24 protein-coding genes, 1 pseudogene and 1 riboswitch are annotated in these 26,347 nt (G+C 71.1%); of the genes and pseudogenes, 15 read left to right on the forward strand and 10 right to left on the reverse strand.

Features of this window, described 5'->3' with window-relative positions:
• Positions 1-10: 10 nt before the first annotated feature.
• The 6 genes and pseudogenes from ACIOC1_RS07065 to ACIOC1_RS07090 all read left to right on the forward strand — a co-directional run.
• Positions 11-955 (forward strand): 1-aminocyclopropane-1-carboxylate deaminase/D-cysteine desulfhydrase, encoded by a 945-nt coding sequence (locus ACIOC1_RS07065; protein WP_401852463.1) that lies wholly within the window; start codon positions 11-13, stop codon positions 953-955.
• Positions 952-1,686: an AAA family ATPase gene (locus ACIOC1_RS07070; RefSeq protein WP_401852465.1), complete on the forward strand. Its 735-nt coding sequence runs from the start codon at positions 952-954 to the stop codon at positions 1,684-1,686. The genes ACIOC1_RS07065 and ACIOC1_RS07070 overlap by 4 nt, the downstream gene beginning before the upstream one ends.
• A 9-nt stretch (positions 1,687-1,695) precedes the next feature.
• Positions 1,696-2,244, forward strand: coding sequence for a GNAT family N-acetyltransferase (locus ACIOC1_RS07075; RefSeq protein ID WP_401852468.1), 549 nt, complete (start codon positions 1,696-1,698; stop codon positions 2,242-2,244).
• Between the two features lie 196 nt (positions 2,245-2,440).
• Positions 2,441-2,854 (forward strand): anti-sigma regulatory factor, encoded by a 414-nt coding sequence (locus tag ACIOC1_RS07080; protein WP_188283433.1) that lies wholly within the window; start codon positions 2,441-2,443, stop codon positions 2,852-2,854.
• Positions 2,855-2,906: 52 nt separating this feature from the next.
• On the forward strand, positions 2,907-3,398 hold the full coding sequence (locus ACIOC1_RS07085) for a PT domain-containing protein (RefSeq protein WP_401725611.1): 492 nt from the start codon (positions 2,907-2,909) through the stop codon (positions 3,396-3,398).
• A pseudogene (locus ACIOC1_RS07090) lies at positions 3,350-4,111 on the forward strand (RNA polymerase sigma factor SigF); the annotation flags it as partial. The gene ACIOC1_RS07085 and the pseudogene ACIOC1_RS07090, both read left to right, overlap by 49 nt.
• A 137-nt stretch (positions 4,112-4,248) precedes the next feature.
• Here the strand turns inward: ACIOC1_RS07090 and ACIOC1_RS07095 are convergent.
• On the reverse strand, positions 4,249-4,770 hold the full coding sequence (locus ACIOC1_RS07095; RefSeq protein ID WP_401852470.1) for a hypothetical protein: 522 nt from the start codon (positions 4,768-4,770) through the stop codon (positions 4,249-4,251).
• Positions 4,771-4,818: 48 nt separating this feature from the next.
• On the opposite strand from ACIOC1_RS07095, the gene ACIOC1_RS07100 reads away from it, so the two are divergent.
• Together ACIOC1_RS07100 and ACIOC1_RS07105 are read left to right on the forward strand one after the other, a co-directional pair.
• Positions 4,819-5,787 (forward strand): diacylglycerol kinase family protein, encoded by a 969-nt coding sequence (locus tag ACIOC1_RS07100; protein ID WP_355347298.1) that lies wholly within the window; start codon positions 4,819-4,821, stop codon positions 5,785-5,787.
• A gap of 319 nt (positions 5,788-6,106) precedes the next feature.
• Positions 6,107-6,364, forward strand: coding sequence for a WhiB family transcriptional regulator (locus ACIOC1_RS07105; RefSeq protein ID WP_031520293.1), 258 nt, complete (start codon positions 6,107-6,109; stop codon positions 6,362-6,364).
• A 133-nt stretch (positions 6,365-6,497) separates the two neighbouring features.
• On the opposite strand, the gene ACIOC1_RS07110 is transcribed toward ACIOC1_RS07105, so the two are convergent.
• Positions 6,498-7,946, reverse strand: coding sequence for a histidine kinase N-terminal domain-containing protein (locus ACIOC1_RS07110; protein ID WP_355347416.1), 1,449 nt, complete (start codon positions 7,944-7,946; stop codon positions 6,498-6,500).
• A gap of 810 nt (positions 7,947-8,756) precedes the next feature.
• On the opposite strand from ACIOC1_RS07110, the gene nagB reads away from it, so the two are divergent.
• Positions 8,757-9,542, forward strand: a complete 786-nt coding sequence (gene nagB, locus ACIOC1_RS07115) for a glucosamine-6-phosphate deaminase (RefSeq protein WP_391161610.1) — start codon at positions 8,757-8,759, stop codon at positions 9,540-9,542.
• Between the two features lie 84 nt (positions 9,543-9,626).
• Here the strand turns inward: nagB and ACIOC1_RS07120 are convergent, their stop codons facing one another.
• The 4 genes from ACIOC1_RS07120 to ACIOC1_RS07135 form a co-directional block, all read right to left on the reverse strand.
• A complete protein-coding gene (locus ACIOC1_RS07120; protein WP_355347305.1) occupies positions 9,627-11,177 on the reverse strand; it encodes a glycoside hydrolase family 3 protein in 1,551 nt (516 codons plus the stop codon).
• Positions 11,174-12,061, reverse strand: a complete 888-nt coding sequence (locus ACIOC1_RS07125; RefSeq protein ID WP_391044377.1) for an ABC transporter permease subunit — start codon at positions 12,059-12,061, stop codon at positions 11,174-11,176. Before ACIOC1_RS07125 ends, ACIOC1_RS07120 begins: the two co-directional genes overlap by 4 nt.
• Positions 12,058-13,065, reverse strand: coding sequence for a sugar ABC transporter permease (locus tag ACIOC1_RS07130; protein WP_355347308.1), 1,008 nt, complete (start codon positions 13,063-13,065; stop codon positions 12,058-12,060). Before ACIOC1_RS07130 ends, ACIOC1_RS07125 begins: the two co-directional genes overlap by 4 nt.
• Before the next feature lie 91 nt (positions 13,066-13,156).
• Entirely contained in the window at positions 13,157-14,452 is a 1,296-nt protein-coding gene (locus ACIOC1_RS07135) for an extracellular solute-binding protein (RefSeq protein ID WP_355347311.1), read from the reverse strand.
• Between the two features lie 319 nt (positions 14,453-14,771).
• Here ACIOC1_RS07135 and ACIOC1_RS07140 point away from each other — a divergent pair, with 319 nt between their 5' ends.
• The 3 genes from ACIOC1_RS07140 to mctP all read left to right on the forward strand — a co-directional run bounded on the left by ACIOC1_RS07140 (position 14,772) and on the right by mctP (position 17,561).
• Positions 14,772-15,548 carry a GntR family transcriptional regulator gene (locus ACIOC1_RS07140; RefSeq protein ID WP_355347422.1) on the forward strand — a complete coding sequence of 259 codons (777 nt, stop codon included), beginning with the start codon at positions 14,772-14,774 and terminating at the stop codon, positions 15,546-15,548.
• Positions 15,549-15,666: 118 nt separating this feature from the next.
• Entirely contained in the window at positions 15,667-15,942 is a 276-nt protein-coding gene (locus tag ACIOC1_RS07145) for a DUF3311 domain-containing protein (protein WP_401725560.1), read from the forward strand.
• Complete coding sequence (mctP, locus tag ACIOC1_RS07150; protein ID WP_355347317.1) at positions 15,939-17,561, forward strand: monocarboxylate uptake permease MctP; 1,623 nt, start codon at positions 15,939-15,941, stop codon at positions 17,559-17,561. The genes ACIOC1_RS07145 and mctP overlap by 4 nt, the downstream gene beginning before the upstream one ends.
• Positions 17,562-17,667: 106 nt before the next feature.
• Here mctP and ACIOC1_RS07155 read toward each other — a convergent pair whose 3' ends face one another.
• Positions 17,668-18,621, reverse strand: a complete 954-nt coding sequence (locus ACIOC1_RS07155; protein WP_355347320.1) for a helix-turn-helix domain-containing protein — start codon at positions 18,619-18,621, stop codon at positions 17,668-17,670.
• Positions 18,622-18,710: 89 nt separating this feature from the next.
• Here ACIOC1_RS07155 and ACIOC1_RS07160 point away from each other — a divergent pair, with 89 nt between their 5' ends.
• The 3 genes from ACIOC1_RS07160 to ACIOC1_RS07170 all read left to right on the forward strand — a co-directional run bounded on the left by ACIOC1_RS07160 (position 18,711) and on the right by ACIOC1_RS07170 (position 22,794).
• Positions 18,711-18,941 carry a hypothetical protein gene (locus ACIOC1_RS07160; protein ID WP_391044369.1) on the forward strand — a complete coding sequence of 77 codons (231 nt, stop codon included), beginning with the start codon at positions 18,711-18,713 and terminating at the stop codon, positions 18,939-18,941.
• A 77-nt stretch (positions 18,942-19,018) separates the two neighbouring features.
• Positions 19,019-19,164: riboswitch (cobalamin riboswitch) on the forward strand.
• A 154-nt stretch (positions 19,165-19,318) separates the two neighbouring features.
• Positions 19,319-21,781 carry a ribonucleoside-diphosphate reductase subunit alpha gene (locus ACIOC1_RS07165; protein ID WP_401852777.1) on the forward strand — a complete coding sequence of 821 codons (2,463 nt, stop codon included), beginning with the start codon at positions 19,319-19,321 and terminating at the stop codon, positions 21,779-21,781.
• Complete coding sequence (locus ACIOC1_RS07170; protein ID WP_355347326.1) at positions 21,781-22,794, forward strand: ribonucleotide-diphosphate reductase subunit beta; 1,014 nt, start codon at positions 21,781-21,783, stop codon at positions 22,792-22,794. Before ACIOC1_RS07165 ends, ACIOC1_RS07170 begins: the two co-directional genes overlap by 1 nt.
• 93 nt (positions 22,795-22,887) lie before the next feature.
• Here ACIOC1_RS07170 and def read toward each other — a convergent pair whose 3' ends face one another.
• The 3 genes from def to ACIOC1_RS07185 all read right to left on the reverse strand — a co-directional run bounded on the left by def (position 22,888) and on the right by ACIOC1_RS07185 (position 26,228).
• Positions 22,888-23,574 (reverse strand): peptide deformylase, encoded by a 687-nt coding sequence (gene def, locus ACIOC1_RS07175; RefSeq protein ID WP_355347329.1) that lies wholly within the window; start codon positions 23,572-23,574, stop codon positions 22,888-22,890.
• A gap of 131 nt (positions 23,575-23,705) precedes the next feature.
• On the reverse strand, positions 23,706-24,701 hold the full coding sequence (locus tag ACIOC1_RS07180) for a hypothetical protein (protein WP_188283420.1): 996 nt from the start codon (positions 24,699-24,701) through the stop codon (positions 23,706-23,708).
• Positions 24,702-24,893: 192 nt separating this feature from the next.
• A complete protein-coding gene (locus ACIOC1_RS07185) occupies positions 24,894-26,228 on the reverse strand; it encodes an HD-GYP domain-containing protein (protein WP_401852779.1) in 1,335 nt (444 codons plus the stop codon).
• Positions 26,229-26,347 lie beyond the last annotated feature (119 nt).

Consider the following 26,347-nt stretch of genomic DNA (forward strand, 5'->3'; position numbering starts at 1 on the left):
CAATGTCGGCGTGACCCTTCCGCCGCCCGCCGCCCCGGAATCCACCGGCTCCGGTGCCGCCGACCCGCTGGACGCCCGGCTGCCGTCGCCGCTCGTCGAGGTGGCGGACGAACGCCTGGCCGCCCTCGGGGTGCGGCTCGCGCTCAAGCGGGACGACCTGATCCACCCCGACCTGCCGGGCAACAAATACCGCAAGCTGCGGCTGAATCTGGCCGCGGCGGCCGAGGCCGGGCACACCACGCTGCTCACCTTCGGCGGCGCCTACTCCAACCACCTGCGGGCGACGGCGGCGGCCGGTCGCCTGCTCGGTTTCCGCACCGTCGGCGTCGTGCGGGGCGACGAACTGGCCGACCGGCCGCTCAACCCCTCGCTGGCACGGGCCGCGGCCGACGGGATGCGGCTGGAATTCGTCGACCGGGCCACGTACCGCCGCAAGGCCGAGCCCGAGACGCTGGCCGCGCTCATCGACCGGTTCGGGCCCGCCTATGTGCTGCCCGAGGGCGGCAGCAACGCGCTGGCGGCCGTCGGCGCCGCCGAGCTGGGGCGCGAGCTGGACGGCGAGGCCGACGTGGTGGCGGTCGCCGTCGGCACCGGCGGCACCCTGGCCGGGCTCGCGGCCGGGCTCGGCCGGGCGGAGGCGATCGGCTTCACCGTCCTGCGCGGCGGCGGCTTCCTGGCCGCGGAGGTGCTGCGGCTCCAGGAGGAGGCGTTCGGCGGCCGACGCGGCCGGTGGCGCCTCGACGACCGCTTCCACCACGGCGGTTACGCCCGTACCACCCCCGAACTCGACGCCTTCGCCGCCGACTTCGCCGCCCGGCACGGACTGCGCCCCGAGCCGGTCTACGTGGCGAAGATGCTGCACGGCGTCCACTCCCTGGCCGAGGAGGGCGTCTTCCCGCCGGGCACCCGGGTGGCCGCGGTGATCACGGGCACCGACCCCGGAGGGACCGGATGATCATCGAGAGGGCGTACGCGCACATCCCCGCCGCCGAGGGCGACGACGAGTTCCGCGGGGACCGCTGGCCGTGGTCGGTCCCGGCCGTCGCCGGGCTGCTGCGCGACGGGCTGCGCTTCACCGCGCCCGTCACCTTCCTGGTCGGTGAGAACGGCTCGGGCAAGTCCACGCTGGTCGAGGCCATCGCCGAGGGCTTCGGCCTGGACCCGCACGGCGGCCGGGCGGGCTACCGCTACGTCTCGGACCGCCCCCGCTCCCCGCTCGGCGAGCGCATCCGCTTCGACACCACGGCGGCGGGCGGCCGGATGCTCGGCGGGCCGCGTACCGGCCGCCGCGGCTTCTTCCTGCGCGCCGAGACCGCGATGGACGCGCTCGGCCGCGAATTCCTGCCGGTGGAGTCCATGAGCCACGGCGAGGGCTTCCTGCTCGCCTTCCGGGAGCGCTTCAGCCACCCGGTGGGCCTGTACGTGCTGGACGAGCCGGAGTCCGCGCTGTCGTTCACGGCCTGTCTGCACCTGGTGGGCCTCATGCACGAGCTGGGCCGCTCCGGCGCGCAGATCATCTGCGCCACCCACTCCCCGCTGCTCACCGCGACCCCCGACGCGGCCGTCCTGGAGGTGGGCGAGCGCGGTGTGCGCGAGACGGCCTGGGAGGACCTGGCGATCGTCGACCACTGGCGTCGCTATCTGGCCGACCCCCGCGCTTACCTGCGTCACATCATCGAGCCGTAACCTGGTGGCATGATCCGCACCGCGACCCCGGACGACGTCCCCGTGATCCACGCGCTGATCCGCGAACTCGCCGAGTACGAGCGGGCGCTGGAGGAGGCGCGGGCCACGCAGGAGCAGTTGCACGCGGCCCTGTTCGGCCCCGACGCGGTGGCGCACGCGCTGATCGCCGAGGAGCCCGCGAAGCCCGTGGCGGACGGTGCGGGCGGCGGCTCAAGCGAGGGCGCGGGCTCGGACTCGGGCGCGGGCACCGTGGTCGGTTTCGCGCTGTGGTTCCGGAACTTCTCCACCTGGACCGGCACCCCCGGCCTGTATCTGGAGGATCTGTACGTACGCCCGCAGGCGCGCGGCGGCGGGCACGGCAAGGCGCTGCTGGCCGCGCTCGCGGCGGTCTGCGTGGAGCGCGGCTACGAGCGCTTCGAGTGGGCGGTCCTCGACTGGAACGAGAAGGCGCTGGGCGTCTACCGCTCCATCGGCGCCCGCCCGCAGGACGAGTGGACCGTACAGCGGCTTTCCGGCCCGGCGCTGGCCGAACTGGCCGCGCTGGCGCACGCTCGGTGAACCGGGCGGATTCTCATGCGAATTGAGTCGGCAGACCACTACCCACGGTCCGTGCTCGTGCGCTTACCATGGGTGACAGAGATACGGATACCGTACCGTTCCCCTACCGTGCGCCGTCCGGGCGACAGCGGGGTACGGATCGCGATAGCGTCGCTGCGAACCAGAGCAATCACTGTGTGCCACCGTGGAGGTGAGGGTGTCCCAGATCGCAGGCGAGCCCGGGTCGAAGGACTTCGTCGAGGTCCGGCTGCCCGCGGCGGGAGCCTATCTGTCAGTGCTGCGCACGGCCACGGCCGGACTCGCGGCACGGCTGGACTTCACCCTCGACGAGATCGAGGATCTGCGGATCGCCGTGGACGAGGCGTGCGCGATCCTGTTGCAGCAAGCCGTCCCCGGGTCCGTGCTGAGCTGTGTCTTCCGGCTCGTCGGGGACTCGTTGTGGGTGACCGTCTCCGCGCCCACCACCGACGGCAGGGCGCCGGAGCGGGACACCTTCGCGTGGACGGTGCTGTCGGCACTGGCCGGCGAGGTGGACTCCACCGTCGCCGAGGACAAGACCGTCAGCATCAGCCTCCACAAGAAGCGCGGCGCCGGTCCAGGGCTGTCGTGACTCTCGCGTGCGGGAAGACGGGGAATCGCCATGAGCGCTGAGCTATCCCGGGGTGAAGACCCCGGCACGCCCGCGGGCCACGACGAGGCGCACGACGCGCGTCAGTCGCCCGCGGTGCACGGCCGCGCCTCCGTACCGGCCCAACCCGATCCCGCGGGGCCGGCCGGGCGGCGGCACACGGCCAGGCAGCACCCCGAACCCGGCGGGGAGACCCGCACGGACGACCGTATGGACGGAATGGACGCGGCGCAGCAGGCGGAGCAGGCGGACCCCATGGAGCAGCAGGACCAGCGCGAGCAGCCGGAGCGGCCCGGACAGCCCGAGCCGCCCGAGCGACGGGACGCGCCGCCGGAGCAGCAGGCGGAGCCGGCCGGGCCCCCCTCCGCGCGCCAGGAGGCGGAGCCCCGGTCCGACGGGGAAGCCGACCAGGAGCCCGACCGGGGCTCCGACCGCGAGTCCGACGGGGAAGCCGACCGCGAGGAGCAGCGGGAGGCGCACGACCCGCACGACCGGGCGGGCGCCCGCGCCCTCTTCGTCGAGCTGAGCAAGCTGCCCGAGGGCTCCAACGAGCGGGCGGAGCTGCGCAATCAGCTCGTACGGATGCATCTGCCGCTCGTCGAGCACCTGGCCCGGCGGTTCCGCAACCGCGGTGAGCCGCTGGACGACCTGACGCAGGTGGCCACGATCGGGCTGATCAAGTCCGTCGACCGGTTCGACGTGGACCGCGGCGTGGAGTTCTCGACGTACGCGACCCCCACCGTGGTCGGCGAGATCAAACGTCACTTCAGGGACAAGGGCTGGGCGGTACGGGTGCCGCGCCGCCTCCAGGAACTGCGACTGGCGCTGACGACCGCGACCGGTGAGCTGTCCCAGCGGCACGGGCGGGCGCCGACGGTGCACGAGCTGGCCGAGCACCTGAAGATCTCCGAGGAGGAGGTGCTGGAGGGCCTGGAGTCCGCCAACGCCTACAGCACGCTCTCGCTGGACGTCCCGGACACCGACGACGAGTCGCCGGCCGTCGCCGACACCCTCGGCTCCGAGGACGAGGCGCTGGAGGGCGTGGAGTACCGCGAGTCCCTCAAGCCGCTGCTGGAACAGCTCCCGCCGCGTGAGAAGACGATTCTGCTGCTGCGCTTCTTCGGCAACATGACCCAGTCGCAGATCGCCCAGGAGGTCGGCATCTCGCAGATGCACGTCTCGCGTCTGCTGGCCCGCACGCTGGCCCAGCTCCGGGACAAGCTGCTGATCGAGGAGTAGCCCTCGCCGGGCGGGCGGCCGACGACCAGGCCCGCCCGGGCGACCGGGACCCGCACGCCCGCGAGAGACCGGCCGCGGACCGCCGGGGCGCGCGGTCCGTCAGGACGCGCGGTCCGTCAGGACGACGTCTCCGGCTGTCAGGACGACGTCCGGCTCATTCCCAGGGCGTCCGTGGTGGCCGGGTGGGCCAGGAGGACGAGGCAGGTCAGGGCGAGGGCGCCCAGGACCGCGCCGCCCGCGACGAAGCCGCCGCCGTCGCTGTGCAGCAGCGTCCAGGCGATCGGCAGCGACAGGAGCTGGATGATCAGCGCGGGCCCGCGACTCCACCGGCGGGCCTTGCGCAGCCCGTACGCGGCGCCGAGCGGAAAGCCCGCGAGGACGAGGACGAGCAGCCCGGCGAGCACGGCCTTGCCCGAGCCGCCGAAGAACATCGTGACGCCCCAGGCGAGCACGGCCAGGCCCTCCACGGCGGCGACGGCGGCAGCGGCGGTCAGCCGCAGCGGCGGCGGTCCCGCGTCCGCGTCGGCGGCGGCCTTCGCGGCGGCGGCTGCCTCCCGCTCGCGCTCGGTGGGCTGTTCGCGCATCGGCGGCACGAACTTCTGCATCTTCTCCGCCACCCGCTGAGGCGGCTTCCGCGTCTTCTTCGAGGGCTGGCTCACACCGGCCAGCGTAGCCCGCTGTACCAGACGGTAGGTACGCTGTCGACCATGCGCGCTCTCCTCGTGGTCAACCCTGCCGCCACCACCACCAGCGCGCGGGTGCGTGATGTGATCAGTACCGCACTGGCGAGCGACCTCAAGCTGGACGTCGCGACGACCGAGTACCGCGGGCACGCGCGGGACCTCGCGCGGCGGGCCGCGGAAGGCGGCGAGGTGGGCCTGGTGGTCGCCCTCGGCGGCGACGGCACGGTCAACGAGGTGGTGAACGGGCTGCTGCACCACGGCCCCGACCCGGAGGCGCTGCCGCAGCTCGCGGTGGTGCCCGGCGGGTCCACCAATGTCTTCGCGCGGGCGCTCGGGCTGCCCAACGACGCGGTGGAGGCGACCGGCGCGCTGCTGGACGCGATGCGCGAGGGGTCCTCGCGGACGGTGGGGCTCGGTCTGGTGAGCGGGACGCCGGGCACCGAGGACGAAGGGGTGCCGCCGCGCTGGTTCACCTTCTGCGCGGGTCTGGGGTTCGACGCCGGGGTGGTCGGACGGGTCGAACAGCAGCGGGAGTTGGGCAAGCGCTCCACGCACGCGCTGTATTTGCGCCAGGTCGCACGTCAGTTTCTGGCCGATCCGCACCGCAGGCACGGCACGATCTCGTTGCAACGCCCGGACGGCGAACCGGTGTCGGGGCTCGCGATGGCGATAATCTGCAACACCTCGCCGTGGACCTATCTCGGGAACAGACCGGTGTACGCCTCCCCCGGCGCGTCCTTCGACACCGCCCTCGATCTGCTGGGCGTGACAAAGATGTCCATGGCCTCTGCCACGCGTTACTCGGCGCAATTGCTCCGTTCCACTCCGGAGCGGGGACCGCGCGGGAAGAACGCGCTGGCGCTCCACGACCTGACCGACTTCACCTTGCAATCGCAGGCGGCATTGCCCTTCCAGGTGGACGGTGACCACCTGGGGCTGCGAACGAGCGCGACCTTCACAGGCGTACGCCGTGCACTGCGTGTGATTGTGTAAGTCGAAGAGCCTAAAGTCCTTTTACTCGAACGTTTAGACTGCCCTGCACCCCATGGAAGTACGGCTGTGACCGAGGCGACACCGAGGAATCCAAAAAAACTTCTCTGAAGGGGTTGTATCTCCAGCCGAGGTTTGCGAGTCTCTAGGTGGCGCTCGGGACGGTCTGACAACGACCCCCTTGAGAGCCCGAATCTTCTACCTCACTCAGCGGGACCAGCACCAGTGAAGACTGGGCGGCGTCCCGTTGCCTGCGTAGGGATTCGTGAAAGCGTTCACATTCACAAGCAACGTGCTTGTCACACAAGGAGTTGGAGCAGCCATGGACTGGCGTCACCGCGCCGTTTGCCGCGAGGAAGACCCCGAGCTCTTCTTCCCCATCGGCAACACCGGTCCTGCGCTGCTGCAGATCGAGGAAGCCAAGGCCGTCTGCCGCCGCTGCCCCGTCATGGAGCAGTGCCTGCAGTGGGCGCTGGAGAGTGGCCAGGACGCCGGTGTCTGGGGTGGCCTCAGCGAGGACGAGCGCCGCGCGATGAAGCGCCGCGCCGCTCGCAACCGGGCCCGCAACGCCAGCGCCTGACGCGCACTTACCGCTTCCCCCCGAGCCGCAGCGCGCAGCACCCACCAACACGCGCAGCACACAGCATCATGAAGGACCCCGACCTTCCAGGTCGGGGTCCTTTGCTGTGCCCTCGCGCAGGAAGGGCGAACTCTCAGCTCTCCAGGGGCAGTTCGAGGACGACGCGGGTGCCGCGCGGCTCGGCGGGGACCATGTCGAAGGTGCCGCCCAGTTCGCCGACCACGAGGGTGCGGACGATCTGGAGGCCGAGGTTGCCCGCTTCCTGGGCGTCGAAGCCGTCGGGCAGGCCCCGGCCGTCGTCCTGCACCGAGATGGTGATCCGCTCCCGCCCGCGGGTGGCGGTGACGTCCACCGTGCCCGACTCCCCCGGCCCGAAGCCGTGTTCGAGCGCGTTCTGGAGCAGTTCGGTCAGGACCATGGACAGCGGAGTGGCGATCTCGGCGGTCAGGATGCCGAACCGGCCGGTGCGGCGCGGGGTGACCCGGCCGGGTGAGATCTCCGCGACCATCGACAGCACGCGGTCGGCGATCTCGTCGAACTCGACCCGCTCGTCCAGGGTCTGGGAGAGCGTCTCGTGCACGATGGCGATCGACCCGACCCGGCGGACCGCCTCCTCCAGCGCCTCACGGGCGTTGTCGGAGTCCATCCGGCGGGCCTGGAGGCGCAGCAGCGCGGCGACCGTCTGGAGGTTGTTCTTCACCCGGTGGTGGATCTCCCGGATGGTGGCGTCCTTGGTCATCAACTCGCGCTCGCGGCGGCGCAGTTCCGTCACGTCCCGCAGCAGCACCAGCGAACCGGTGTGGACGCCCTTGGGCTTGAGCGGGATCGCGCGCAGCTGGATGACGCCGTCGCCGCCCTCGACCTCGAATTCGCGCGGCGCCCAGCCGCTGGCGAGCTTCACCAGCGCCTCGTCCACCGGGCCGCGGGCCGGGGCCAGTTCCGCGGTGGCCTTGCCCAGGTGGTGGCCGACCAGGTCGGCCGCCAGGCCCAGCCGGTGGTACGCCGACAGGGCGTTGGGGCTGGCGTACTGCACGAGCCCGTCCGCGTCCAGCCTGATCAGGCCGTCACCGGCGCGCGGTGAGGCGTCCATGTCGACCTGCTCGGCCGGGAACGGGAAGGCGCCCTGGGCGATCATCTGGGCCAGGTCGCTGGCGCTCTGCAAGTAGGTGAGTTCGAGGCGGCTGGGGGTGCGTACGGTCAGCAGGTTGGTGTTGCGCGCGATCACCCCGAGGACCCGGCCGTCGCGGCGCACCGGGATCGACTCGACCCGTACCGGCACCTCCTCGCGCCACTCCGGGTCGCCCTCGCGGACGATACGGCCCTCGTCGAGCGCCATGTCCAGCAGCGGACGCCGTCCGCGCGGCACCAGGTGGCCGACCATGTCGTCCTGGTACGAGGTCGGCCCGGTGTTCGGCCGCATCTGCGCGACGGACACATACCGGGTGCCGTCGCGGGTGGGGACCCACAGCACGAGGTCGGCGAAGGACAGGTCGGAGAGCAGCTGCCACTCCGAGACGAGCAGATGAAGCCATTCGAGGTCGGAGTCGTCGAGGGCCGTGTGCTCGCGTACGAGGTCGTTCATGGAGGGCACGCCTGTGAGCGTACCGGCCGGGGAGGGGGGTGCGGGACGAGCCGTTTTCGGAGATGATTTCGCTGGAGGGTGCATCGACTCGCCGGGGGCCTGGCGAGGAAGCGTCGCCGGGAACCGTAGACAAGGCCGAATGGTCTAGTCCACAATGAAGCGTGACACCACGCGTGGCGCGTACCGCTCGTCGAACGTGACACCTCGTGTGTCGCGTACACGCGTGGCATCAGACCTCCGTCCTCCCCGCACAGGAGGACGGACCGAGGCAAGGCGTTCTCTGCCCTGACTACGCCCTGACCTCAAGGTCGGCCCATCGCGCCGGGGGGAACCGCACACCCCGCCGGCCAGGCGCCGACGGCTGCTCCGGGCTGCGGTGCCGGCGGGGTTGAGGGTCCCCGCTGCGCACCGCGGCCCGTGGGTTTTTTCGGGGGGCTCTTTTGTGGGCGGGGGGGCTCTTTTGTGGGGGCGCCGTGGGGTGGGAGCCGTCTTTTGTGGGGGCGCCGTAATTCCCTTTTTATTGCCGCCCTCTCGCCTCCGGGCGCTTAAGCCCGGTGTCGACAGTCGATCGTGCTCGTTCGCTCGTTCCTCGCTCTCTGTGCGCGTTCTCCCTTTCAACACCGGCGCGCCCTTCGGCTCGCTGGCTACCGGCGCACCCACCTCGCGCACACGTGGCCCAGGGGCTCAGCGCCACGCGCAGCCGCACCCGAGCGGTGGCGGGCAGAGGTGCCCCGGCGCAGCGCCGACGGGGCCCTGCTCTGCTAGATTGGTCTATACCACACAAGTCCCCTCCAGAACGGCAGGCCCAGCGTGGAAGTTGTCATCGTCCCGGACGCCGCGGCAGGCGGCGAGCTGATCGCGGAGGCCATGGCCGCGCTGCTGCGCCGCAAGCCGGACGCTCTGCTCGGCGTGGCCACCGGATCCACCCCGCTGCCCATCTACGAGGCGCTGGCGGCGAAGGTCCGCTCGGGCGCCGTCGACGCGGCCCGTGCCCGCGTCTGCCAGCTCGACGAGTACGTCGGCCTGCCCACCGGCCACCCGGAGTCGTACCGCTCGGTCGTGCTGCGGGAGGTCGTGGAGCCGCTGGGGCTGTCGGAGGAGTCCTTCATGGGGCCCGACGGGGCCGCCGACGACGTGCAGGCCGCCTGCGAGGCGTACGACGCGGCGCTGGCCGCGGCCGGCGGCGTCGACCTCCAGCTCCTGGGGATCGGCACCGACGGGCACATCGGCTTCAACGAGCCCTGCTCGTCGCTCGCCTCCAGGACCCGGATCAAGACGCTCACCGAGCAGACCAGGGTCGACAACGCCCGCTTCTTCGACGGCGACATCGAGCAGGTGCCGCACCACGTGATCACGCAGGGCATCGGCACCATCCTGGAGGCCCGGCACCTGGTGCTGCTCGCCACCGGCGAGGGCAAGGCGGAGGCCGTCGCGCAGACCGTCGAGGGGCCCGTCGCCGCCGTCGTTCCCGCCTCGGCGCTCCAGCTCCACCCGCACGCCACCGTGGTCGTGGACGAGGCCGCCGCCTCCAAGCTGAAGCTGGCCCCGTACTTCCGCGCCACCTTCGCGGCCAAGCCCGCCTGGCAGGGCGTCTAGGGCCTGCCAGGCGGAACGCGAAAGAGCGCCGGACGGACTGATCGCAGTCCGTCCGGCGCTCTGTCGTGTCAGACGGAGCCCGCGTCAGACGGAGCCCACGATGGCCTCGGCGGCGGCCGTGCCGCAGACGCGCGCCGCGCCGTGGGTGGCGATGTGGAGAGCGCCGGTGGCGGGCGCCTGGGGCACGCCCATCTCCACGACGACCGTGCTTGGGCGGCGGGAGACGACCGCCGCGAGCGCCTCGGACATCCAGCGGTGCCGGTGGGCGTCGCGGACGACGACGACGATCGTACGGTCGCCGGCCTCGTCGAGGAGTCCGGCGGCGAACGCCTCGGCGCCCAGCTCCTCCACCTCGCGGCCGGGGTAGGTGCCCGTGACCGTGCCCGGCAGGAGCCTGGCGAGGTCGGCGGCGATGCCCCAGGGGGTCACGTCGCCGACCGCGATGTTGGCGACCGGCGTGAGGGCGGCGACGTAGGGCGCCTCGGTGAGCGGGGTGAACTCGGCGCGGCGGGTGATCCGCAGGGCGCGGCGGGCCGCCTCCAGGCCGATGTCGGACTCCCCTGCCGGGGCGGCGGACGCGGTCCCCTCCGCTGCGGCCGCCCGCTCGGCGGCCCACACCTGGAGGTCGCGCACCCGGGCGGCGGCGTCGGCCAGCCGCTCGGCGGGGAGGTCGCCCTCGCGCACCGCGCGCACGATGGCGTCGCGGAGGCCGAGCACGGTCTGCTCGTCGGACAGGCCGCCGCCGACGCAGATCGCGTCGGCCCCGGCGGCCAGCGCCATGACGGTGCCGCGTTCGATGCCGTAGGCGGCGGAGATGGCCTGCATCTCGATGCCGTCGGTGACGATGAGGCCGTCGTAGCCGAGGCCGCCCTGCTCGCGCGGGGCGCGCAGCAGGCCGGTGAGGACGGCGGAGCTGAGCGTGCCCGGCAGGTCGGGGTCGAGGGCCGGGACGAGGATGTGAGCGCTCATCACGGCCTTGGTGCCGGCGGCGACGGCCGCCTTGAACGGCACGAGTTCGCGGTCGCGCAGGGTGTCGAGGTCGACGTCGATGCGCGGCATCGCGTGGTGCGAGTCGACGCCGGTGTCGCCGTGGCCGGGGAAGTGCTTGACGCTGGTCGCGACGCCCGCCGACTGCATTCCCTCCACGTAGGCGGCGGTGTTGCGCGCGACCAGTTCGGGCTCGGCGCCGAAGGAGCGGACGCCGATGACCGGGTTGCCGGGGTCGGAGTTGACGTCGGCGGACGGCGCCCAGTTGAGGTTGACGCCGCACGCGGCGAGCCTGCGGCCGAGTTCGGCGGCGACGGCCCGGGTGAGCTTGACGTCGTCGACGGCGCCGAGCGCGAGGTTGCCGGGGAAGGAGGAGCCGCCGCGCGCTTCGAGGCGGGTGACGTCGCCGCCCTCCTCGTCGGCGGCCACGAGCACGTCGGGCCGTACCGCGCGCAACTGGGCGGTGAGCCGGGCGACTTGCTCGGGCGACTCGATGTTGCGGGAGAACAGCGCGACCGCGCCGAGCCCTTCGGCGAGCAGCCGCAGCACCCAGTCGGGGGCCTCGGTGCCGCGGAAGCCGGGCTGGAGGACGGTGAGGGCGTCGCGGGCCAGGACGTCCGCGGGCGTGTCGACGGTAATGACGGTCATCCCTTCACCGCGCCTGCGGTCAGGCCGGAGGCCACCTTGCGCTGGACGAACAGGAAGAAGATCACGACGGGCAGGGCGATCAGGATCGAGCCCGCCATGAGGGCCCCGTAGTCCGTACCGCGCTGTCCGGTGAACTTCAGCAGCCAGATGCTCAACGTGTACTTGTCATTGTCCTGGAGAAGTACGTAGGCGAACAGGTACTCGTTCCAGGCGGTCATCAGCGCGTAGATCGACGCGGCGACCAGGCCGGGCGCGAGCAGCGGGAGGACGACGCGGCGGAACGCCTCCATCTGGCTGCACCCGTCGACCATCGCCGACTCCTCGAGTTCCTTGGGGATGTTGACGATGAAGCCGCGCAGCATCCATACGGCGAAGGGCAGTGTGCTCGCCGCGTAGACGACGATGACGCCCCAGTACTGGTTGAGGCCGCCCATCTTGTTGAGCTGGATGTAGATCGGGATCAGCATCGAGGTGGCCGGGATGAGCTGGATCACCAGCAGCGCGATGACCAGGCCGCGGCGGCCCCAGAACTTGAACCGGCCGATGGCGTACGCCGCGAGCAGGCCGATGCCGATGGCGATCACGACGCTGCACGCCGAGATGATCACGCTGCTCTTGACGTTGTCCCAGAAGTTGGGCATGTCCATCGCGCGCTTGAACTGGTTGAACGTGACGGAGCTGGGATAGAGCTTCTGGTGGTAGCTGAGGATCTCCTGGCTCGGGCGGAGCGCGGTGATGACCATCCAGTACACCGGGAAGCCCATGATGACGGTGACGATCAGGCCGAGCACGTTCCAGCCGTTGCGCTTCTTCTTCGGAGTGCGGTAGACGACTCCGGCCGTGGGGCCCTGGGTCGCGGGGCCGCTCTTGACAGCGGTGCTCACTCGACCTCTCCGATCTTCAGAAGCTGGCGCAGGTAGTAGACGGCGACACCCGACAGCAGCAGGACGGAGACCACGGAGATGGCCGCGCCCCGGCTGAAGGAGTTGGAGATGAACGCCTGGGTGTACGCGTACAGGCCGAGCGTCTGGTAGTCCTGCTCGGGCTGGCCGCCGCGCATCAGCAGGATCTGGCCGAGCACGCCGAAGTCCCAGATCACCGACAGGGTGCTGGTCATCACGAAGACCGGCTTGATGATCGGGAAGGTGACGTAGCGGAAGATGCCGAAGCCCTTGGCGCCGTCGATCCGCGCGGCCTCCTCCAGTTCCTTGGGAACCTGGGTGAGCGCCGCGTGCAGGCTGATGGCGATGAAGGGGATGGCGCCCCAGACGACCAGGACGGCGATGATCGCCATGCCGGTGGTCGGGTTGAGGAACCAGTTGTGCCGGGTGTAGTCGACGCCGGGCAGCCGGGTGAGGAGCTGGTTCACCAGGCCGTAGTCGGAGTCGAACATGAACTTGAAGACCGAGGTGGCGACCAGCAGCGGCATCGCCCACACGGCGATCATCACGCTGCTCATGGTGACCCGGACCCAGTTGGAGACCCGTTGCATCAGCAGCGCGATCAGCAGGCCGAGCGACATGGTGGCGACGACGCAGACGACGACGAAGACCACGGTGCGCAGCACCACGGCCCAGAACTCGCTGTCGCCGAGGATCGAGCTGTACTGGTCGAAGCCGACCCAGGGCGCCGCGACGCCGTTCCAGAGGTTGTTGCGGCGCTCGTCCTGGAAGGACAGCACGATGGTGTCGACGAGCGGGTAGCCCAGCACGCCGATCATGATCAGCAGCGCCGGAGCGATCAGCAGATACGGCAGCGATCTGCTCTGCCGGTTGCGCCCGGCGGCGCGGCCCGCTGTCGTGGCGACCGGACCGGTCGAGCGCGGCGGCGGGATCTGCGGGCGGCCCCCCGTCACCGGCTCGGTGGCATGCGTGTCGGCGGCACTCATCCGCTCTGACCTTTCTTCGGTGTCCATGCCGGGATACCGGGGCGGGCGGCCCGCGACCGCGGACCGCCCTCCCCTGGTGACGACCGCCGTGTCAGGAGGCGGTGTTGATCAGCGAGTTGATCTTGTCGTCGGCGGCCTTGGTGGCGTCGGCGACGGACTTGCCCTTGAGGATGTCGAGCAGCATCGACTTGAGGATGCCCTGCTTCTCGATCGCGGCCCAGCCCGGTGCGATCGGCGTGAACCAGGCGTCCGGCACGGCGTTGGCCGCGGCGGCGGTGGCCGGGTCGGCCTTCATCGGCTCGAGCTGCTTGGTGTTGTTCGGCAGCGTCGCCTTGGTGACCAGCGCGGCTTCGTTCTTCTCGTCGGTGAAGTCCGCGATCCACTCCTTGGCGAGGTCCTTCACCTTGGACTTGTTGACCACGGCGAGGTCGGAGCCGCCGATGAAGGAGGGCAGCGCCTTGCCGTTCGGGCCGGGCATCGTGGCCGTCTTGATGACGTCCTTGAGCTTGGCGTTGCCGTTCGGCGGCGTGATGACCGAACCGGACTCCCAGCCGTTGCCGTAGATGACGCCGGCCTTCTCGTGGGCCATGACGTTGGCGTGGTCCGCCTCGTCCTTGGTCTGGTCGCCGTGGTTGTACTTCTTCACCAGGTCGATGAAGTGCTGGATGCCCTGCTGCGCCTGCGGGCTCTCCAGGTCGGCGGTCCACTTGCTGCCGTCGGTCTTGGCGATCTGGCCGCCGTACGCCTTCACGTACGACATGGCCGCGTACCAGTACTGGCCGGGGAGGTAGAGCGGCGAGTACGTCTTGTCGCCGCCCTTCTTCGCCTCGATCTTGTCCAGGGCGGCGGTCAGCTCGTCCTCGGTGGCGGGGAAGGCGTCGGAGCCCGTACCGGCCTTGAAGTCGGCGGTGTTGTAGATCGCGACGCGGGCACCGGCGTAGTAGGGCGCGCAGTAGAGCTTGCCCTGGTAGGTGCAGGTGTCCTCGAGGCCCTTGATCCAGGTGTCCGAGTTCTGGAAGGTCTTCTTGTCCAGCTCGGCGAGAGCGCCGTTGAGGATGTACGTCTGGGTCTCGGTGTTGCCCAGCTCGACCACGTCGGGGGCGCTGGAACCGGAGAGCGCGGCGTCCAGCTTCTGGACCTTGTCGCTCCACTGCTGGTACTGGATCTTGACGTTGACCTTCGGGTACTTCGCCTTGAACTGGGCGGTGGTGTTCTGTACCAGCTCGGGCCAGGCGGTCTGCGCCTCGGCCATCAGCCAGACGGTCACCGTGCCGGTCTGGTCGGCCGGCTTCTCAGCGGCCTTGTCGTCCTTCTTGTCCGACCCACAGGCCGCAATACCAGCAATCATGGTCGCGACGCCGATCGCCGCGATGAGCTTGCGCTTCACGCCACCCTCCTCAGGATGCCCGAAACTCCCCCCACCACCCGAAATGTCGGCTACCGCGAGACACGTGTGCAGCCGCGTCCTGCTCGTGGGTCTGGGATTTGGTCGTTAATGGTTTAGACCAGTACCCGGAGCTTGGCCTAGACCTTTGGGGGTGTCAAGGGTGTATAAGAACCCATGTCGGCTCTGTTATCGGACCGACACCTGAGCGGGAAGCGACCACTACCGCCTCCCCGCTCCAGGTCAGGCCGTGCCACGATGTGAGCCGCATATAACGGAGGAGCCGGTGACGGCAGCACGACAGCAGTCGGGAGTAGACGTCATGGACAGCGACGCGGGCAGTGGCGCGGAGAGTACGGCGGGGACCGCGAGCACCGCGGGCCGTACCGCACGCGTGCCCAAGTACTACCGGCTCAAGCGGCATCTTCTGGACATCACCCAGACCATGCCCCCCGGCACGCCCGTACCGCCGGAGCGCACGCTGGCCACCGAGTTCGACACCTCGCGCACCACGGTCCGCCAGGCGCTCCAGGAACTCGTGGTCGAGGGCCGGCTCGAACGCATCCAGGGCAAAGGCACCTTCGTCGCCAAGCCGAAGGTCTCCCAGGCGCTCCAACTGACCTCGTACACCGAGGACATGCGCGCCCAGGGTCTCGAACCCACGTCCCAGCTCCTGGACATCGGCTACATCACCGCCGACGACCGGCTCGCCGGGCTGCTCGACATGAAGGCCGGCGGCCGGGTGTTGCGGATCGAGCGGCTGCGGCTGGCCAACAGCGAGCCGATGGCGATCGAGACGACGCACCTGTCGGCCAAGCGCTTCCCCGCGCTGCGCCGCAGCCTCGCCAAGTACACGTCCCTGTACACGGCGTTGGCCGAGGTCTACGACGTGCGGCTGGCCGAGGCGGAGGAGACCATCGAGACCTCGCTGGCCACCCCGCGCGAGGCCGGACTGCTCGGCACCGATGTCGGCCTGCCGATGCTGATGCTCTCCCGGCACTCGATCGACACCGTCGGCGAACCGGTCGAGTGGGTGCGCTCGGTCTACCGCGGCGACCGCTACAAGTTCGTGGCACGACTGAGCCGCCCCACCGACTGAGACCGCCGGTTTGACTTCTCACGAGTGAGATCGCCGCACACATGGTGACGTGCGCTACTCCCCTCCCCTAGATTCCCGCGAGTCACACTCGTAGCTCTAGGGGACGGGAGCCGCACGTATGCCCGACGACCTATCACTTGAGGAACACCCCGCACCGCCGCGGCGGCCGGTGGTCACCGCGTCGCGCGTGATCGCCGGGATATGCCTGGTCGCGCCCTTCGTGGCGCTGCTCTGGGTCAGCTCGTACTCGCGGCTCACCCCGAGGTTCATCGGCATCCCGTTCTTCTACTGGTACCAGATGGCGTGGGTGCCGGCGGCGGCGCTGCTGACGTACACCGCGTACGTCCTGGTGCGCCGCGAGGAGCGGGCGCGCAAGGGGGGTGCGGGCAAGTGACGAACGACGTGAACGGCGTGGCGCTCGGCGTCTGCGTCTTCTTCTTCCTCCTGGTCACGGTGATGGGCTTCCTCGCCGCCCGCTGGCGACGCGCGGAGAACGCCCTGCACCTGGACGAATGGGGCCTGGGCGGCCGGAGTTTCGGCACCTGGGTGACCTGGTTCCTGCTCGGCGGCGACCTCTACACCGCGTACACCTTCGTCGCCGTGCCCGCCGCGATCTACTCCGCGGGCGCCGCCGGGTTCTTCGCGGTCCCGTACACGATCATCACCTACCCGCTGGTGTTCCTCTTCCTGCCGCGGCTGTGGTCGGTCTCGCACAAGCACGGGTACGTGACCTCGTCGGACTTCATCCGCGGCCGGTTCGGGTCGAAGAGCCTGTCGGTCGCGATGGCGCTCACCGGGATCGTCGCGACCATGCCGTACATCGCGCTCCAACTGGTCGGCATCCAGGCCGTGCTGGACGTGATGGGCGTGGGCGGCGGCGACTCCACCAACTGGTTCGTCAAGGACCTGCCGCTGCTGATCGCCTTCGGTGTGCTGGCCGCGTACACGTACTCCTCCGGGCTGCGCGCGCCCGCGCTGATCGCCTTCGTCAAGGACGCGCTGATCTACATCGTCATCGTGGTCGCGATCATCTACATCCCGTACAAACTGGGCGGGTTCGGCGACATCTTCGACAAGGCGGACGCGGCCTACAAGGTGACCAACCCCGCCACCGGCAAGCCGCGCGGCTCACTGGTGTCGGCGCCGCAGGCCCAATGGGCGTACGCCACGCTCGCGATGGGCTCGGCGATGGCGCTCTTCCTGTACCCGCACTCGGTGACGGCCGTGCTCTCCGGCAAGAGCCGCAACACCATCCGCCGCAACACCACGATCCTGCCGCTGTATTCGCTGATGCTCGGCCTGCTGGCGATGCTCGGCTTCATGGCGCTGGCGGCGGGCGTCGGAAAGGGCGTCAAGGGGTACAACGCCCAACTGGCCATCCCCCAGCTCTTCGAGGACATGTTCCCCTCCTGGTTCGCCGGGGTGGCCTTCGCCGCCATCGCCATCGGCGCGCTGGTCCCGGCGGCGATCATGTCGATCGCGGCGGCCAACCTGTTCACCCGCAACATCTACAAGGACCTGTTCAAACCGGACGCCACCCCCGCGCAGGAGACCAAGGTCTCCAAGGCCGCGTCCCTGGTGGTCAAGGTCGGCGCGCTCGTCTTCGTGCTGTCGATGGACAAGACGGTCGCGATCAACTTCCAGCTCCTGGGCGGCATCTGGATCCTCCAGACCGTCCCGGCCATCGTCGGCGGCCTGTTCACCCGCTGGTTCCACCGCTGGGCGCTGCTGGCCGGCTGGGCGGCGGGCATGGCGTACGGCACGTGGAAGGCGTACGAGCAGACCAGCGCCAGCCAGTCGCACTTCGGCGGCAACTCCGCGAAGATCCCCGGCATCGGCGAGCTCGGCTACATCGGCCTCACCGCCTTCGTCCTGAACGCGGCGGTCGCGGTCGTCCTCACCCTGGTCCTGCGCGCCCTCAAGGCCCCCGACGGCGTGGACGAGACGGCGAAGGGCGACTACGTGGTGGAGGCGGAGGAGGCGGCGAAGGAGGCGGTTCCCGCACCGGCGTAGTAGAGCGCGAGGGGGCGGGTCCCGGGGGCGCGAGGCCGCGTTGTGGTGTGCGGCCCGCGCCTTGGGGACCCGCGCCTTGGGGACCAGCGCCTTGGGGACCAGCGCCTCAGCGCGAGGCGAAAGTGCGCCGGTACCCCTGCGGCGTGGTCCCCGTCCAGCGGGCGAAGTGATGCCGCATGGTCGCCGCGTTCCCGAACCCCGCGCGGAGCGCGACGGCGTCCATGGTGTGGTCGGTGGCCTCCAGCAACTCCCGCGCCAGCAGCACCCGTTGACCCAGCAGCCAGCGGTACGGGGTGGTGCCGGTCTCCTGCTGGAAGCGGCGGGCGAAGGTGCGCGGCGACATGTGGGCGCGGGCGGCCAGCTCCTCGACGGTCACCTCGCGGTCCAGGTGCCGTTCCATCCAGGACAGCACCCCGGCCACGGTGTCGCTCTGCCCGCGCGGCAGCGGCCGGTCCACGTACTGCGCCTGGCCGCCCTCGCGGTGCGGCGGCACCACCATGCGGCGGGCGATGCCGTTGGCGACGGCGCTGCCCTGCTCCTTGCGCACCAGGTGCAGGCAGGCGTCGATGCCGGAGGCCGTACCGGCCGAGGTGATCACCCCCGCGTCGTCCACGTACAGCACGTCGGACTCGACCTTGATCTGCGGGTACCGGCTCGCGAGGCGTTCCGCGTGCCGCCAGTGCGTGGCGCAGCGCCGGTCGTCGAGCATGCCGGAGGCGGCCAGCACGAAGACGCCCGAGCACACGCTGAGCACCGTCGCGCCGCGCTCCACGGCCCGGTTGAGCGCCGTGAGCACCTGCGGCGGGAAGTCCCGGTCGATGTACGAGTCCCCGGCCGGTACGGCGATCAGGTCCGCCTCGTCCAGCCGGTCCATGTCGCAGGAGGCCGACAGCTCGAACCCGGCGTGCGTGCGCAGCGTCGGGCCCTCGCCGGAGATCACCGCGAAGTCGTACACGGGCAGCCCGTCCTCGCTGCGGTCGAGGCCGAACACCTCGCAGATCACCCCGAGTTCGAAGGGGTGGACACCGTCGAGCAGTACCGCGGCCACGTTCTTCAGCATGCTCCCGAGGATGCCACTTGGCAGGATGTCGCGGTAGTACGGCGGTCCTGCCACTGTTCGCGGGTAAGCGGTGCGAGCACGATTGACCCATGACCGTTCTCCTGGACATCGCAGCCCTCTCCGCCCTCCTCCTCATCCTCTCCTTCGTCCCCGTCCTGGGCCTGCGCGCCGAGGCCAGGATCACCCGCCAGATCCGCGCGGCCGACGCCGCCCGCGAGGCCGAGGCGACACGCCGGGCGCACGCGAGACGCGCCGCGCGCGCGGACCGCGAACCAGGCCGCGAACCGGCCCTCACAGCGGTCGCGGCCCCGCGGATCTGAGGGCGCCGGAGGGAATAAAATCCCCTCCGGCGCTTGCGCGCCGACCTCGGCGACCCGCCCTCACGACACAACATCTGGGCTTCCACGCGAACCGCGGCACTACATGTATGCTCAACTTCGCTGTCGAGCAGGGGAAGCCGGTGCGAATCCGGCGCTGCCCCGCAACGGTGAGCGGGCGTACGCCCGCACAGCCCGAGGACCTGCCGCCAGCGCGCCCGTAGCGCCCACAAGCGACGGGCGCAGTTGTGTCCGGGCCTCGCGGATTGGGCCGGCGGACGCGTCGCGGCACGCCCATGCCTGAGCAGGGGTGCGCCTCCGCACGCGTACCCGCTCCTCCCCGCCTGGCCGTCGCCGCGTTCGAGGGAGAGAGCACCACCGTGACCATCGCGCCCGCAGACCCCGCTTCAGCCGAACTCCGCACCGTCGCCCCCCGGATTCCCTCGGCTCCCCCCTCCGGACCTCTCCCCGGACCTCCCGCCGGTCCCGACGAGGGCCCGGGCGCGGACCTGCTGCGTACGCTGGTGCGGCTCACCGCCGACCTGACCGACACCGACCCCGGCCGGGTCGCCGCCGCCGCGCTGCGCGGCCGTAACGCCGCCTCCGACGCGGCCGAGATGCACAGCCTGGCCACCGAGGCGGCGGCCGGGCTGATCTCCGAGGACCCGGCGTACTCGCGGCTGGCCGCCCGGCTGCTGACCTCGACCATCGCCGAAGAGGCCGCGGGCCAGGGCGCGGTGTCGTTCTCCGCGTCCGTCTCGGTCGGGCACCGCGAGGGCCTGATCGCCGACCGCACGGCCGCCTTCGTGGCCCTGCACAAGCCCCGGCTCGACGCGCTGGTGGACGAGGCGCTGGCCGCCGGCGCGGACGACCGCTTCGGCTACTTCGGCCTGCGCACCCTGCACAGCCGCTACCTGCTGCGGCACCCCATCACCCGTCAGGTGATCGAGACCCCGCAGCACTTCATGCTCCGCGTGGCCTGCGGTCTCGCCGAGGACGACTCGGTGCGCGCCGCCGAGGAAGTCGCCTCGCTCTACCGGCTGATGAGCGCGCTGGACTACCTGCCCAGCTCCCCCACCCTGTTCAACTCCGGCACCCGGCACCCGCAGATGTCCTCCTGCTACCTGCTGGACTCGCCGCTGGACGAGCTGGACTCGATCTACGACCGCTACCACCAGGTGGCGCGGCTGTCGAAGCACGCGGGCGGGATCGGCCTGTCCTACTCCCGGATCCGCTCGCGCGGTTCGCTGATCCGCGGCACCAACGGCCACTCCAACGGCATCGTGCCGTTCCTGAAGACGCTGGACGCGTCGGTGGCCGCGGTCAACCAGGGCGGCCGTCGCAAGGGCGCCGCGGCGGTCTACCTGGAGACCTGGCACTCCGACATCGAGGAGTTCCTCGAACTGCGCGACAACACCGGTGAGGACGCGCGCCGCACCCACAATCTGAACCTGGCGCACTGGATCCCGGACGAGTTCATGCGCCGCGTGGAGACCGACGCCGACTGGTCGCTGTTCTCGCCGTCCGACGTGCCGGAGCTGGTCGACCTGTGGGGCGACGACTTCGACGCCGCGTACCGCAGGGCGGAGGCCAAGGGCCTGGCGCAGCGTACGATCCCGGCGCGCGAGCTGTACGGCCGGATGATGCGGACCCTCGCGCAGACCGGCAACGGCTGGATCACCTTCAAGGACGCCTCGAACCGTACGGCCAACCAGACGGCGGAGCCCGGCCGTACCGTGCACTCCTCGAATCTGTGCACCGAGATCCTGGAGGTCACCGACGACGGCGAGACCGCGGTGTGCAACCTGGGTTCGGTGAACCTGGGCGCCTTCGCCACCCCGGGGGGCGGCGCGGGCGGCGAGATGGACTGGGAGCGGCTCGACGAGACCGTCAGGACCGCGGTGACCTTCCTCGACCGGGTCGTGGACATCAACTTCTACCCGACCGAGCAGGCGGGCCGCTCCAACGCCAAGTGGCGCCCGGTGGGCCTGGGCGTGATGGGTCTTCAGGACGTCTTCTTCAAGCTGCGGCTGCCCTTCGACTCGGCCGCGGCGCGCGAGCTGTCCACCCGGATCGCCGAGCGGATCATGCTCGCCGCGTACGAGGCGTCCTGCGACCTCGCCGAGCGGCAGGGCCCGCTGCCCGCCTGGGACAAGACCCGTACCGCCCGCGGTGTGCTGCACCCCGACCACTACGCGACCGAGCTGAACTGGCCGGAGCGCTGGACGGCGCTGCGTGCCCGGATCGCGGCCACCGGCATGCGCAATTCGCTGCTGCTGGCCATCGCGCCGACCGCGACCATCGCGTCCATCGCCGGTGTCTACGAGTGCATCGAGCCGCAGGTCTCCAACCTCTTCAAGCGCGAGACGCTGTCGGGTGAGTTCCTCCAGGTCAACTCGTACCTGGTCGCCGACCTCAAGCGGCTCGGCGTGTGGGACGCGCAGTCCCGCGAGGCGCTGCGCGAGGCCAACGGCTCGGTGAACGGCTTCAGTTGGATTCCGGCCGAGATCCGTGAGCTGTACCGCACGGCGTGGGAGATCCCGCAGCGCGGCCTGATCGACATGGCGGCGGCGCGTACGCCATTCCTCGACCAGAGCCAGTCGCTGAACCTGTTCCTGGAGACGCCCACCATCGGCAAGCTCAGCTCGATGTACGCGTACGCCTGGAAGCAGGGCCTGAAGACGACGTACTACCTGCGGTCCCGGCCCGCGACCCGGATCGCCCGCGCGGCCCGCGCCCAGCAGCAGACGGCCGCCACCCCCGTCCCCGTACCGGTGATCGCCGACGCCGACGCGATCGCCTGCTCCCTTGAGAACCCCGAGTCCTGCGAGGCCTGCCAGTAATGACGTCCACCGACAAGAATCTGCTCGACCCGGGCTTCGAGCTGACCCTGCGTCCGATGCGCTACCCGGACTTCTACGAGCGCTACCGCGACGCGATCAAGAACACCTGGACCGTGGAGGAGGTCGACCTCCACTCCGACGTGTCCGACCTCGCCAAACTCAGCCCCGCCGAGCAGCACATGATCGGCCGCCTGGTCGCGTTCTTCGCGACCGGTGACTCGATCGTCTCCAACAACCTGGTGCTCACGCTCTACAAGCACATCAACTCCCCCGAGGCGCGGCTGTACCTGTCCCGCCAGCTCTTCGAGGAGGCCGTGCACGTCCAGTTCTATCTGACGCTGCTCGACACCTACCTGCCCGATCCCGAGGACCGCGCGGCGGCCTTCGACGCGGTCGAGGAGATCCCCTCGATCCGCGAGAAGGCGCAGTTCTGCTTCCGCTGGATGGACTCGGTCGAGAAGATCGACCGCCTGGAGTCCAAGGCCGACCGCCGCCGCTTCCTGCTCAACCTGATCTGCTTCGCCGCGTGCATCGAGGGCCTGTTCTTCTACGGCGCCTTCGCGTACGTCTACTGGTTCCGCTCGCGCGGCCTGCTGCACGGGCTCGCGACCGGCACCAACTGGGTGTTCCGCGACGAGACCATGCACATGAGCTTCGCCTTCGACGTGGTCGACACCGTCCGCAAGGAGGAGCCGGACCTCTTCGACGAGCAGTTGCGGCAGCAGGTCACCGACATGCTGCGCGAAGCCGTCGAGGCCGAGCTCCAGTTCGGCCGCGACCTGTGCGGCGACGGCCTGCCCGGCATGAACACCGAGTCCATGCGCGCCTACCTGGAGTGCGTCGCCGACCAGCGCCTCGCCCGCCTCGGCTTCCCCCCGGTCTACGGCTCGGAGAACCCCTTCTCCTTCATGGAGTTGCAGGGCGTCCAGGAGCTGACGAACTTCTTCGAGCGCCGCCCGTCCGCCTACCAGGTCGCGGTGGAGGGCAGCTTCGCCCTGGACGAGGACTTCTAGACCCCGGGTTGGAACGGTCAACGGCGAAAGGGGCGGCGGAAGGCGATGAGCCTTCCGCCGCCCCTTTCCCGTCGGGCGGGCGCGCGGGGCGGGTCAGTCGTTGGGGACCGTCTCGAACTTCGGGGTGGCCTCGGCCATTTGCTTCATGACGTCTTTGCGGTCGCGCTTGGAGAGACGGTCGATGTAGAGGCGGCCGTAGAGGTGGTCGGTCTCGTGCTGGAGGCAGCGGGCGAAGTAGCCGCTGCCGTGGACGACGATCGGCTCGCCCTTGGCGTTCTGGCCGCGCACCACCGCGTAGTCGGGGCGGGCCAGTTCCATGTAGGCGCCGGGGACGGACAGGCAGCCCTCGTTGGAGTCGTCCAGGCGGCGCCGGTCGGCGGGCAGTTCGTCCAGTACGGGGTTGCAGACGACGCCGACGTGCCGGTTGTCGTCGTCGTCCGGGCAGTCGTAGACGAAGACCTTGAGGTCGACGCCGATCTGGTTGGCGGCCAGGCCCACGCCCTCGGCGGCGCGCTGGCTGGCGAACATGTCGGCGATCAGCGCGTCCAGGTCGTCGTCGAAGGACGTGACGTCCTTGCACTCCCGGTGCAGCACCGGGTTGCCGACCACGGTGATCGGGCGGACGGTGCCGCGCTCGCGGTACGCCAGTTCGCGCGCCTGCGCGTCGGTCACGTCGTCGAGGAAGCCTTCGGTGGCCGCGTCGTGGCTGTGCGCGTGGTCGTGGTCATGCCCGTGGTGGTGCTGGTGACCGTGGCCGTGCTCGGTGTGCTGCTGGGACATCTGCGCCGTACGCCTTCCGCGAACCCGTAAACGAACCCCCCTAGGGTACGGGCCCGCGCACGACGGTGTTCCCCACACCTCGTGGTTCGTCGCACCTCGCCGTTCGGGGCACGCGGTTCAGGGCGTGCGGTTCAGCAGACCTCTTCGAGGTCCCGCCAGTCCCGGGTGTCCGGGCTGTCGGCGACCCAGCCGTCGAGCAGGCCGCGGACCAGGGACGCGGGGGCGGCGATCCCGCACTCGCGCTCCGGCGACCAGCGCACACCCGCGCTGTGGTGGCTGAGGTGGCCGGGGTGACCGGGCTCACCGTGGTCGTGCGGGTCGCGCGTGGCCATCGAGCCGTCGTCGGTGGGCATCCGGCTCTCCGAACAGGTGCGGCACAGCAGCCGGACGGACGACGACCAGTCCTCGGCCGCGTATCCGGCCTCCGCCGCCAGCCGCTCCAGCGCGTCGCGGTCGGCGGCCGTGTCCGCTTCGAGGAGCACCAGCCAGGTCGGCACCGGGGACGGCGCCCACAGCTCGATCTCGTCGAAGACGGGGTAGACCGCGCCGCCCGCGGTGTCGGCGGTGGCGCGCTCGCCGTGCGGGACGCCGTCGTGCAGCACGACCTCGCCCCAGCGGCGCCCGGACGACGGCAGCGGGATGGAGAGCACCTCGACCCGCGCCGGGTCGAGCCTGCGGCCCCACACGACCTCGGCCTCGCCCTCGGGCGACAGCCGTACGGCGGCGCTGCCCAGCGGCAGCCGTACCGACTCCTCGCCGTTGTGACTCGCGGTGCCCGCGGGCATCCGCAGGCCGTACGCCTGCCAGGCGCGGCGGGCCAGCGGCCAGTCCTGCACGGCGGTGGCGGCGATGCCCAGGTTCCACCAGTCGGGGGAGCCGACCGGGCGGTCGAGCAGCGCCACCGCGCGCAGCCCGGCGATCCGGGCCTGCGCCCAGTCGTGCCGGAACTTGTGCAGCAGCGCGAGGTTGTACCAGGACTCCGACAGCCACGGCTCCAGATCGGCGGCTCGGGTCAGCAGCGCTCCGGCGTCCTCGTAACGGCCGTCGCCGATCAGCGAGAACGCCCGGTCAGTGGCCTGCCGCCACGTGGGCGACGGCCGGTGCCGCACTCTTCCGAAGATGTTCAACGTCGTTACCCGCCTGCCCGCTCAGCCGATCACTGCCAGGACGTCGCCTTCCCGCACCACTACGATCGCGTCCCCCCGTACGACTCCAACCTTGCACATTTTGGCCGTTGTCTCAGCCCGGCCGTCGCCCCCGTCCCCCGGGGCCGGCGACCCGGTCCGTGCGGTCCGCGGCTCCCCGGTGAGCGCGCTTCCTCACTCGACACCCTTGCCACTCCCGTGGGCATCCAACCATGCCCAGGTGGGGCGCCGTGCGAGCACCCTGGTGAGTGCCGCCACCACCTGCGGATCGTACTCACGTGCGGTCGCCAACCGCAGCCGCTCGACCGCCGCGAGCCGGTGGTCGAGGGCCGCGCCCGGCTCCCCCGTCAGGTCCTCGTAGGCGTTGACGGCCCGGACGATCCGGCCCGCCAACGGCTGCTCCCGGTACGGGTGCGCCTGCCGCTCCACGATCAGCGCCACCTCGGCCGGGGCGCCGGTCTGCCGCACCACCCCGCCGCCGAGCGCGGCGATGGCGCGCTGCCGCTCGCCGTCCAGCGGCTCCGTCGCCCCGCGCGGCACCGGGTCGACCAGCGAGAGCTGGCCGATGTCGTGCATCAGCGCCGCGTACTCCAGCAGCATCAGGTGGCGGGCGGGCAGGCCCAGCTCCCTGCCGACCGCCGTCGCCAGCTCGCTCACCCGCCGCGCGTGCCCCTCCGGTGTGTACCCGGCCACCTCGGTGGCCCGCGCCAGCGACCCGATCGTCTGCCGGTACGTGGCCCGCACCGCCGCCTGGCCCCGCAGCGACATCTGCGCCAGCAGCAGTGGCGCCGCGGCCATCGGCAGCGCCCACAGCCCGGCCGTCGCGACCGCCAGCGCCATCACCACACCGCCCGCGCACACCGCGCTGGCCATTCCCGCCAGCGCCCGCACCTCGTCGCGCAGCACCGGGGCGTACGGGTGGCCGGTCCTGGCCGCGCCCAGGGCCGCCGCCAGCGCCGCGTCGCACAGCGCCGTCAGGCCGAGGACCGCCAGGAGTGCGGCGGCGTACGCGGGGCCTTCGCCTCCCGCGAAGGGTTGGGCGCACACCCCGGCGAAGGTCGCTGCCGCGACCCGCCGCACCTCACCGTCCCCCTTGGCCCCCAGCCCCCCATGCCGCCCCGAACCCGGGCGCCCCTCCCCAAAAGGTCCCGCCTCCCCAGAAGGGTGCGCCCCCGCAGGAGGGTCCGCCTGCCCAGGAGGGTGCGCCCCGAAGGGGCGCGGGGCTGCGTCTGATGTGCGGCTGCCGCCGCGCGGGCGCGCCTGCCCAGGAGGGTCCGCCCCGTAGGGGCGCGGGGAACTGCGCGGCCCGCCCCCACCGGCCGGTGGTCCGGAGACCACCGAACTGCCCCGCCGGGGCGGGTGGTGACCTGCGGGAGCGTCGTGGCTGAGCGCGCAGTTCCCCGCGCCCCTACGGGGCACCCACCTGCGCAAAGTGCCCTCACCCGCCGCACCCCTGGAGGGCACAGCCCCATCGCGGCCGGCCGCGCCCACGCGGCGGCAGCCGCACATCAGATGCAGCCCCGCGCCCCTACGGGGCAGCCACCTGCGCAAGGGACCCGCGCCCGCCGCGGCCCTGGGGGGCAGCCACCTGCGCAAGGGACCCGCGCCCGCCGCGGCCCTGGGGGGCA

The sequence above is a fragment of the Streptomyces sp. NPDC088197 genome (genome assembly GCF_044741185.1).
GTDB lineage: Bacteria > Actinomycetota > Actinomycetes > Streptomycetales > Streptomycetaceae > Actinacidiphila.